This window comes from Rhizobium sp. S163 (genome assembly GCF_030380805.1).
GTDB lineage: Bacteria > Pseudomonadota > Alphaproteobacteria > Rhizobiales > Rhizobiaceae > Rhizobium.
The window spans coordinates 1-8,454 of sequence record NZ_JAUDSA010000031.1 but is presented as its reverse complement, the minus strand read 5'-3'; the positions used below and the strand labels follow the sequence as shown (position 1 = coordinate 8,454).

At 57.0% G+C, this 8,454-nt stretch carries 11 protein-coding genes; 4 read left to right on the top strand and 7 right to left on the bottom strand.

Going from position 1 to position 8,454, the window contains the following annotated elements; all coding sequences use genetic code 11:
• Positions 1–144: 144 nt before the first annotated feature.
• The 5 genes from QTL96_RS22765 to QTL96_RS22745 all read right to left on the bottom strand — a co-directional run bounded on the left by QTL96_RS22765 (position 145) and on the right by QTL96_RS22745 (position 3,057).
• Complete coding sequence (locus QTL96_RS22765) at positions 145–912, bottom strand: sugar phosphate isomerase/epimerase (protein ID WP_289729311.1); 768 nt, start codon at positions 910–912, stop codon at positions 145–147.
• Between the two features lie 181 nt (positions 913–1,093).
• On the bottom strand, positions 1,094–1,546 hold the full coding sequence (locus QTL96_RS22760) for a hypothetical protein (protein WP_289729310.1): 453 nt from the start codon (positions 1,544–1,546) through the stop codon (positions 1,094–1,096).
• Between the two features lie 129 nt (positions 1,547–1,675).
• Positions 1,676–2,101 (bottom strand): GNAT family N-acetyltransferase, encoded by a 426-nt coding sequence (locus tag QTL96_RS22755; protein WP_289729309.1) that lies wholly within the window; start codon positions 2,099–2,101, stop codon positions 1,676–1,678.
• 39 nt (positions 2,102–2,140) lie between these two features.
• Positions 2,141–2,563: a hypothetical protein gene (locus QTL96_RS22750; RefSeq protein WP_289729308.1), complete on the bottom strand. Its 423-nt coding sequence runs from the start codon at positions 2,561–2,563 to the stop codon at positions 2,141–2,143.
• Positions 2,564–2,841: 278 nt separating this feature from the next.
• On the bottom strand, positions 2,842–3,057 hold the full coding sequence (locus QTL96_RS22745) for a DUF6719 family protein (protein WP_162705113.1): 216 nt from the start codon (positions 3,055–3,057) through the stop codon (positions 2,842–2,844).
• A 206-nt stretch (positions 3,058–3,263) separates the two neighbouring features.
• On the opposite strand from QTL96_RS22745, the gene QTL96_RS22740 reads away from it, so the two are divergent.
• The 3 genes from QTL96_RS22740 (at position 3,264) to QTL96_RS22730 (ending at position 5,431) form a co-directional block, all read left to right on the top strand.
• Positions 3,264–4,364, top strand: a complete 1,101-nt coding sequence (locus QTL96_RS22740) for a helix-turn-helix transcriptional regulator (RefSeq protein WP_289729307.1) — start codon at positions 3,264–3,266, stop codon at positions 4,362–4,364.
• A gap of 101 nt (positions 4,365–4,465) precedes the next feature.
• Positions 4,466–4,888, top strand: a complete 423-nt coding sequence (locus QTL96_RS22735; RefSeq protein WP_289729306.1) for a gamma-glutamylcyclotransferase family protein — start codon at positions 4,466–4,468, stop codon at positions 4,886–4,888.
• 195 nt (positions 4,889–5,083) lie between these two features.
• The gene (locus tag QTL96_RS22730) at positions 5,084–5,431 is read left to right on the top strand and encodes a DUF3140 domain-containing protein (protein WP_289729305.1); all 348 of its coding nucleotides are present in this window, start codon (positions 5,084–5,086) and stop codon (positions 5,429–5,431) included.
• Positions 5,432–5,755: 324 nt separating this feature from the next.
• Here QTL96_RS22730 and QTL96_RS22725 read toward each other — a convergent pair whose 3' ends face one another.
• Together QTL96_RS22725 and QTL96_RS22720 are read right to left on the bottom strand one after the other, a co-directional pair.
• Positions 5,756–6,190: a nuclear transport factor 2 family protein gene (locus QTL96_RS22725; protein WP_289729304.1), complete on the bottom strand. Its 435-nt coding sequence runs from the start codon at positions 6,188–6,190 to the stop codon at positions 5,756–5,758.
• 270 nt (positions 6,191–6,460) lie between these two features.
• Entirely contained in the window at positions 6,461–7,474 is a 1,014-nt protein-coding gene (locus tag QTL96_RS22720; RefSeq protein ID WP_289729303.1) for an NADP-dependent oxidoreductase, read from the bottom strand.
• A gap of 143 nt (positions 7,475–7,617) precedes the next feature.
• Here QTL96_RS22720 and QTL96_RS22715 point away from each other — a divergent pair, with 143 nt between their 5' ends.
• Positions 7,618–8,352 (top strand): dienelactone hydrolase family protein, encoded by a 735-nt coding sequence (locus tag QTL96_RS22715; protein ID WP_289729302.1) that lies wholly within the window; start codon positions 7,618–7,620, stop codon positions 8,350–8,352.
• Positions 8,353–8,454 lie beyond the last annotated feature (102 nt).

Genomic DNA, 8,454 nt, shown 5'->3' with positions numbered 1-8,454 from the left:
GAACCTCCAATGTATTCTCCATGGAGAAACTCCCGTTGCTCGTCCATGGATAGGCAATCACAGATCAGGGCGGCGAGGACAACGTGGGAGCGGAACACCGGTTACTTTCGGTCCATCATTGCGGCCGCGACATTCCGACGGCGATCAGGCAGTCAGAAAGCGGTTGAGATATTGAAAGCTGCGCTTGGCGAAGTCGGCAGGATCCCTTGGATTATCATGCTCAACAACAAGCGTCTTCGCGCCATAAAGTATCGCCTCCTTCCAGAGGCTCGGCCAAATCAATATTCCGGATCCGACGTCGGCCCAACCGTCCTGATCGACATTTTCTCCTTCAGGAGCCCTGTCCTTTACGTGGGCGGAGGCAAGCAGCGCTTGATACCGTCTAAGCCACTGCGAGGGGCCTGCGCCCGCGCTGTGGATCCAGCCAATATCGGCTTGCCAGAGCAGTCGGCTACCCCGCGCCGCTTCGAATAGAACGTCTACACCGCACCGCATGCCGGGCTTTGCGACGAGCCCCTCCGATTTATTGTGATAACCGAACGAAATCCCGTGCTCGCCAAGCGTTTCAGCGACAGCGCCAAGATCGGTGCCCAGCTTTCGCCAGGCGACTTCACCTTGAGCGTTGAAAGTCCGCCAAGGATGAGGTGAGAACACTGTCTGGACGCCGCATTCGTCGCACACGTCCATGAATTCCTGCCGCCTGGTGCGAAGCGCTTCAAGAGAGATGTGGGCTGTCGGGGCCCGAAGCCCGTATCGACGTAGACCCTCAATCAATGTCGCCTTATCTTGCAGATGGTTCTCGAGAGGCTCAACGAACTGAAAACCGGCAGATGCTGCCGCCTGCAGCTGAGCATCGAGCGGGCCAAGGCCCCTCATGGAGAACAGCTGCAAGGATAGTTTCAGATCGCTCATTGAGGCCTCAGTGCTTTGGGCGCAGGTCTTTTTCTTTCGCGCGCAATGGCTGGTCAGCAAGTACGACCATTGGAACTCTGCGTCCGGGTTAGACGAGCGGGCGGCGGGCATTCTGCTCGACGAAGGCGTCGCCATCCACCTTCGCACTTTCCCGGCGACGATACCTGCAATGGAGCGAATTCTATAACTCGTTCCCGACAAATTTTCCGTGAAACTGTTCCCTGAACGACTTTGCCTGCTTCTTATCCGGAACGGTCACGATCACAAAGCGGCGTCCATCGTCGGCTGTTTCCTGGTGTGCCAGATCGATCATCCAGACAGTCTTGGCAGACCCTCCTGTGATTTCGATCAGCTTTTGCATCACCGGGTCTTCATCGGCGTCAACCGCAAAGGGCAGCTCGTATGCAAACGTTTCCTGGCTCGGACCTCCGCGAAGCTGCTCGCGAAACCAGTCCCACAGGTTCTGGAAATCGACCGGAAACGGCGACAGGTCCATGTTCAAGTGGACGACATCCCGCGCGAAGATGACTTCACCGTCAAAGAAGGCATGCATTCCAAGGAAGTATTCCGGGAGGTCCATGTGGGAGGAAAGAGCGTCGCGCAGGGTTTTAAGGTTCGATGATGTTTGAAACATGCAGGTCTCCATATGGAGTCGCTAATATAGGACACGCTCCCAACTCTGCCACTGCCGCAGGCGATGGATGGGCTTCGCATGATGGCGCGGTTCACATTGCGCCCGAGCTCCAGCGAAATGCCAGCGACCTCAAGCGGTTGCCGACCAGAACTTGCAGACGGCGGCATCGGTCGTGCGGTAGGTCCTGAAGCCCATCCGTTCGTAGTAGGCCTGCGCAATATGATTGTCCTTGCCGATGAACGCTTCGATCTTTTCAAGTCCTGCTTCGATTGCTGCCGCACGGGTTGCTTCGAAAAGCGTGCGACCGACCCCGCTCCTGGCTGAATCCGGATCCACGTGGGTGCCAATGATCCCCCAGCCGCTCGGCGTGTTGTACGGGTTCCCGTCCGTCGCAAGGATAAGCGACTGGAACCCGAGGAGCTTGCCGTCTTCATCCTCTGCAACCGAGCACCGCAGCCCATCGGGATGCCCAATATAATGCTCCCGCACATAGGCGATGTCCGCTCTGGCGGTTCTCTTTCTGGCTAAAACCAGCTTTTGAAGCATCTGGCTCATCGCCGTAGCATCTTCCTGGACCGCGGTTCGTGTTCTCATTTACGCCTCTCCCTCCCGACGTTCGGTCCTCTCGACCCAGGGGCGCCAGCTGATCTCCGTGCCGCTATCAACAACGATCCACAACGTGCGCACCATATCAGCGGCTTCCAGCAGACCGTCGCGGATCTCCTGCATCGCCGCTTGCCCCGTCGCAGATGCGAGCGCGTTCAACTTGATGACGGCGTCAAGTTCAGTGCCGTAAACCGGTATCCCGATGATTTCCCGTAGATCGCGAATAGTCGTGACGGCCCTAAGTAGAAGGTGTTCGCTCTCGTGGGCATTCAGTCGGTCGACTTCGTTGGCGGCACGCACGAGTTCGGAAACAAAGGATGGAACGCTGCTCATATGGACAGGGAACCCGATTCCCCGGAGAGGAGCAATGCCTGCCTTCACGCAGGAGCAGATTGCCTTGAACGCAGACATACCCTGGCCTGGCGCTCACAGATAAACTCAAAGCATTTCCATGCGTTTCACATGTTGCTGGTTGGCATTAGCGGATCCGTCTCGCGCCCCCGCCGAAAGACGTCTTACTCTTGCAGAAAAGATCAAGAGATGGAAACAACACGCTGTAATCTATGATGTTTTCTTCCTTTGCGATCAATTGGCCACTCGGTGCGGTCGGTCCCGACTATCTTGTTACGAACGGGTTCGGTAGCGCGAAAAGGCCATGACACCCCGACCTTCTCGCGCCGTCCGCCGACTTACCTCGCGGGCATCGGGATGCATTCCTTCACGCGGGGCGTCCCGGGCGTCGCTCCCGTCACCTGCTTGACCTGCCCTGCCGGGCAAGTGCCATCGTCGACAAGGACCTTGTGGCCCTGCGGAAGAGTTCCCTTGGCTGGTTCAGATTTCAGGATGGACTGGCAGCCAGGAAGGCCCATCAGGACCAGAAATGCGATCATGTACTTAGACTTCATCGACTTCCCCTTCTTTGTCGCTCCGGGTAACGGCAACCAACGAAGTCGGCGCCTCAGTGTCTGCATATCCTGCAACCACGACCGCGGCATCCTCCACTTGGAGGAGAAAAACCATGGGATCAGGCTTCTGGCCTCGCCCATTGCAGTACTGGCGATAATTCGCGCACTCTGCGAAAATATCGTCTTACGATGCACCGGGGGATTGCATGCGGGCCGAGGCGACCTCTCACCTCACGGATCTGATCTATGGCAGCCTGTTTGGCGAGTGCGACTGGCAAGCGTTTCTTGATGCTGTCGCCAGGACCTCTCCCGATGGCAAGGCGGCTCTTCACTACCATGACCTGACCTCTCCGGTCGCCCACGTTCCGTTTATATCCGGCTTCTCCGAGGCGGAGGTTGCCGACTTCAGTATGCACTACGCAGCCGTCAACCCGTGGATCCCGCGGATGAACATGGTGCCTGTTGGCCAAGGACTGTGCGGTGACGAAATCTTCGCGCGACGCGACCTCGTTCGGTCTGAATTCTACAACGACTGGCTGAAGCGGCAGGCTAGGTGTGAAACCAGCGTGGGTGTTTCGATCATCCGGGAGGAGACACGCTCGTTCATCCTCTCGACGGCGACATCGTGTGCCGATCCCGAAGAGAACCGGGCTGCGGCCGAGCGCTACACCCTTTTGTCCCCTCACCTGAAGCGCGCTTTTGACTTCATAAGGAGACGCGACCTTGTCGCCCCGAAAGCTCAAGGCGCAAGGGGACTTTTCGACAGCATTGGCGCTGGTCTCCTTTATATTTGCGAGCGGCGTCGGCTCCGGTGGTCCAATGAAGCTGCCGATTTAATGCTTGCCTCTGGCTATCCCATACGCACGGGTAGCGATGGCAAGATCTTGATCCGGTCGGACGCGGCGGCAGCGGCGCTCCAGGCTCTGCTTGTGCGCGGTGGCGGTTATGCCTTGCCCCAAACGTTTTTTATGCGAAATGACGTCGATCAACAGAGCTTTCGGCTCACCGTCGTCAGGCTCCAGTCGAGCAGGTTCACCGAATTCCTGGAAGGACCGACGGTGGCGGTGATCGTCGAGCCTGCTCTCGCCACGATAAAAGATCGTCAGAGATCTCTTCTGGAGGATGCGAAGCTAACGGCGGCGGAGGTGAAGGTGGCTCTCAGTATTGCGTCTGGCAATACACCCCGTCAGACTGCAACGGCTTTTCAGATCGGTTACGAGACGGTTCGGACGCACTTGAGAAACGTCTATTCGAAGCTTGGAGTGAATTCGCAGGTTGCATTGGCAACCCTTTTACTGGGCACCTAGGTTCCGTTTTATGATCAATGCCCGTCACATTGATCTATTTCTCCTGCAATCCTCGCGCTGCGTCCGTCCGTAAGCTCAAAATTACGTGAGCAGGCTTTCCAGTGCCAAAAGCAGAATTAGCTACCACTGATAAACTGGGGATGCTCGCTTTCCACGGGCACTGGAACGTCTTGCGCGCTGAACATCGTCTAGCCACTTACGGGAGCCTTTCTCCTGGCAAGCTTCATAATGATCAACTGGATGGTATCGACGGATACTGGCGATCCGGATTGATACGCGGACGTCTGGTTGACGCCGGGCCGGGCTCTCAAATCGGCTTCCCCGGCCTTGTCCTGGATGCCGAGGCTTTCGGCATACCAGTCTCACTGTTCGAGTCCCGGGAGCTGCCCGCGCACTGGTCGAGGCTTGATGCGTTTGAGGGAAGCGGCTACCGCAGAGTGGTCGCCACCGTCGATGCTGACGGGGAGTTGCTGAATGCTTTCGTTTACGTACTCGCCGAACTTCGACCGCTCGCCCACAGATGAGTGATTTTCCTCGGTACAAAATCCCACGCCACCATTGGTGGGATGCGCATGCCGCAATCCTAGCCCCCCAGGTTTAGGGGTTTCGGTCCTCATGGCTGAACGCGAACACGCTGATCGAAAGTAAGCGGTTTTGAACCTTCGTTGCGTTCCAGTGTTTGGCATCTGAGGATGCGAAACGGCGAAGGAGGACGATCAGTGACCAAGGAGATTAATCGAGAACAGGTCTTTAACGATTTCAGGGAGGCCGTGAACATGACGCCTGCCTCGCTCGAGAAGTGGCTTAAAACCGACGAGAGCAAGGAAAACGGGTGGAAGGAGGCGGATGGCAGCGAGACGATCGGACATCAATCCGGGCGCAAGATTGTTGCAATCAAGCACAAGAACAAGGCCGATCTCACGGACGACGACTACGAGCACATGCGGAAAGTTGTCGGATATGTGCATCGACATCTGAAACAGGGCGGCCCTAAAGCCGACAAGGAACACTCGCCGTGGCGATACTCCCTCATGAACTGGGGACACGACCCTCTGAAGAAGAGCTGATGCGGCAAAGAGGCGGTTTGGCTTTTTTACCTTCTGTCCAGCCTATCCCGACCGCAGCAGGCCGACGAGACCTGTGAGGACAGACGTGTTCATGGCGCACGACCTACCATTGATCTTTCCTGACGATCGGCAAGCGTCGGGTCGGGATCTGGATTTCAATTTACAGAGCCAGCAGCCGCCACGACCTCCGTAATTCAGCGACACCTAAATCTCGCCTTGTGTTTGGTAGCACCGGCATCAAGGCGACGGTATCGTAAGCCTGGTGGTGCGAAAGCGCCGCTACGAGGCCGCCCTCTCCAACCCATCCCGGGGCGGTCTCACCTCTTATGGCCGCAGGTCGAGCAAAGCCTTGCCGCTGCCATCCATTGCGAATGGAACAGAAGCGTGCTGATGCGCCACCAGCCATCGCCCTGCCCGTTTTACGAGACCCAGTGTCTGGCGAAACCACAGATCGACGGTCGTCCCGTCAGTCTTTGTCCCCGTCATGTTGACGAGGCCGGTCCAAAAGGCCACATCCGTGCCTATCGTCAGCTTTGCGTCTTGGACATCGCCACCGATCGGACCGTCCCACGTGTCGAACCAGGCCTGTAGGCCAGCCTCATCCTTTCCATGATAGACGAGTGGTGGCGCGAGCGAGAATTCCACAGTGTCGTCGGTGTCGAAAGACAAAGCATCCTTCACATTCTTCTCGCCGATCGCTGTCGCCCTCATCATGAGCATGGCGATAATGGCCTCTTCTTCAACGTTCAGGCTTTGCATGATCTTCTCCTTTTCCTCCAGACCTCGTCAAAGGACGAACGAGAAGCGCCGCTTCCGACAATGCTTCGATACTTGGCCAAAAATGATAAAGCCCCATCGAAGCCGCATGGTCTTCTTCACCAATGCCGGCCGATGGCAAAAGATTACGAACCATCCATCAGACTGAAATTCGTCGATCAGCGGGCAATCGATCCTGTGATCCCCTCGCTGCTAGCGATCTGATAACGGATCATATCTGACACGATAGATCCTCAAATCGATCGCAAAGGATCATACCACGCGCACCAGCAGCTTGCCGAAATTCTTGCCGTCAAGCATTCCGATGAACGCGGAAGGCGCGTTTTCAAGACCGTCGACGACATCTTCGCGGTATTTGATGCTCCCATTGGCAACAAGAGGACCGATCTCCTTTTCGAAGTCTTTGTAGTGATCCTTCACGAACTCGGTCTGAATGAAGCCGCGGACTTGAATGCTTCTCCTCAGGATTGCCCCCATCGTGCCCGGAAGCCTATCGTGCTCGCCAGCACCTGCACCGTTGTAGGTCGCAACCAGCCCGCACACCGGAACGCGCGCGAATTGGTTCAGCAAAGGGAGGACGGCATCCCAGACGTGACCGCCGACATTTTCGAAATAGACATCGATGCCGTTCGGGCAGGCATGCTCCAAATCGGTTACGAAATCCTTCGATCGGTGGTCAACGACCGCGTCGAAGCCAAGCTCATTTCGAACGAAATCGCACTTGTCTTTACCACCAGCGATGCCGACAGCTCTTGCGCCGGCAAGTCTGGCAAGCTGACCGACCATGCTGCCGACAGGTCCTGACGCGGCTGCGACGACCACCGTCTCGCCCGACTTCGGCTGACCGATCACTTTCATTCCACTATAAGCGGTGAATCCGGGCATTCCCAATATGCCGATTGCGGTGGTGTCTGGGGCACCGTGTGTGTTGAAGTGGTAAACTGACGAGCCCGCAAGGACCGCATGGGTGCACCAGCCGGTACGGGCTCGCACGATATCCCCTGGCTTGAAGGCCGGATCTCGAGATCGTGAAACTTCGCAGACAGTCTCACCTTCCATAACGCCGTCCACCGGCGTTGGTGCCGCATACGACTTTGCGTCGCTCATGCGTCCGCGCATGTAGGGATCAAGCGAGAGGTAGAGGATGCGCAGCGTGACCTCGCCTTCCCGCGCCTCGGGAAGATCAAACTCCTCGACGCGAAAATTTTCCGCCGTGGGAGCGCCCTTTGGGCGGCTCGCAAGTACAATTCGGGTGGGACGCGTCATGTTAATCTCCTTTGGGCAACGGCCTGGTTCATGTAGGTTGGAATCGCGCCAAGGAAAGTGCGACTGTGTGGCAGCGGAGAAGTCCGTGAACGATGCCGCGAGCAGGCGTTCATGACCGAGCGGTTAAATTTCGGAGACAAGAGATGAAGCGCACGATCAACATCGTCACCCCGGATGGCAAGGTCCCTTCATGGACCTACACCCCGGATACGGGCAACTTCGTGAAGGGTGCCGTGCTCTTCTTCATGGATGCTATGGGACCTCGCCCGGCAATGGACGAGATGGCTCAAAAGCTGGCGAACGCTGGCTATTTTGTATTGCTGCCAGATCTATTCTATCGGTTCGGCGCATATGGCCCCTTCAGTGGCTCCTCTTTTGGCGACCCTCAATCGCGCGAGAAACTCGTCAAAATGATCAACGAAACGACGGCTGCGATGACCGTGGAGGATACAGCCACATTTATTGCCGCTCTCGAAGGGGAAGGCTACTCGGGACCATATGGTGTCGTTGGGTATTGCATGGCTGGCCGACGCGCACTCACGGTAGCCGCCCGCTATCCTGAAAGGTTTGCGGCCGTTGCAAGCTTTCACGGTGCGGCTCTCGCGAGCAACGGGCCTGACAGCCCTCACCTCCTAGCCTCGGAGATCAAGGCGCGGATCTATGTGGGTACTGCTGCAGAAGACGGCAGTTTCCCACCGGAGCAATCCACACGGTTCGTTGACGCCTTTCGACATGCGGGCGCAGACTTTGCCCTCGAAAGCTACGTTGATATGCAGCATGGATGGACTGTGCCTGACCGTGACGGCGTTTATGACGAGGCCGGCGCCGACAGGCATTGGCGGCGCCTGTTGCAGCTCTTCGACGAGACAATCCGTTAGGCCGCGTCCCCATAAAAGGGTTTCGCTTTAGTCAGGATGATGATTCAATGTCCCTTGGAAGGAGATTGATATGCGCCGTCATGAACTTAGCGATGAAGAGTG

Excerpts from the sequence above, each read along its gene's own strand:
- QTL96_RS22765 (WP_289729311.1), bottom strand. The coding sequence starts at position 912 with ATGAGCGATCTGAAACTATCCTTGCAGCTGTTCTCCATGAGGGGCCTT.
- QTL96_RS22760 (WP_289729310.1), bottom strand. The coding sequence starts at position 1,546 with ATGTTTCAAACATCATCGAACCTTAAAACCCTGCGCGACGCTCTTTCC.
- QTL96_RS22755 (WP_289729309.1), bottom strand. The coding sequence starts at position 2,101 with ATGAGCCAGATGCTTCAAAAGCTGGTTTTAGCCAGAAAGAGAACCGCC.
- QTL96_RS22750 (WP_289729308.1), bottom strand. The coding sequence starts at position 2,563 with ATGTCTGCGTTCAAGGCAATCTGCTCCTGCGTGAAGGCAGGCATTGCT.
- QTL96_RS22745 (WP_162705113.1), bottom strand. The coding sequence starts at position 3,057 with ATGAAGTCTAAGTACATGATCGCATTTCTGGTCCTGATGGGCCTTCCT.
- QTL96_RS22740 (WP_289729307.1), top strand. The coding sequence starts at position 3,264 with ATGCGGGCCGAGGCGACCTCTCACCTCACGGATCTGATCTATGGCAGC.
- QTL96_RS22725 (WP_289729304.1), bottom strand. The coding sequence starts at position 6,190 with ATGCAAAGCCTGAACGTTGAAGAAGAGGCCATTATCGCCATGCTCATG.
- QTL96_RS22720 (WP_289729303.1), bottom strand. The coding sequence starts at position 7,474 with ATGACGCGTCCCACCCGAATTGTACTTGCGAGCCGCCCAAAGGGCGCT.
- QTL96_RS22715 (WP_289729302.1), top strand. The coding sequence starts at position 7,618 with ATGAAGCGCACGATCAACATCGTCACCCCGGATGGCAAGGTCCCTTCA.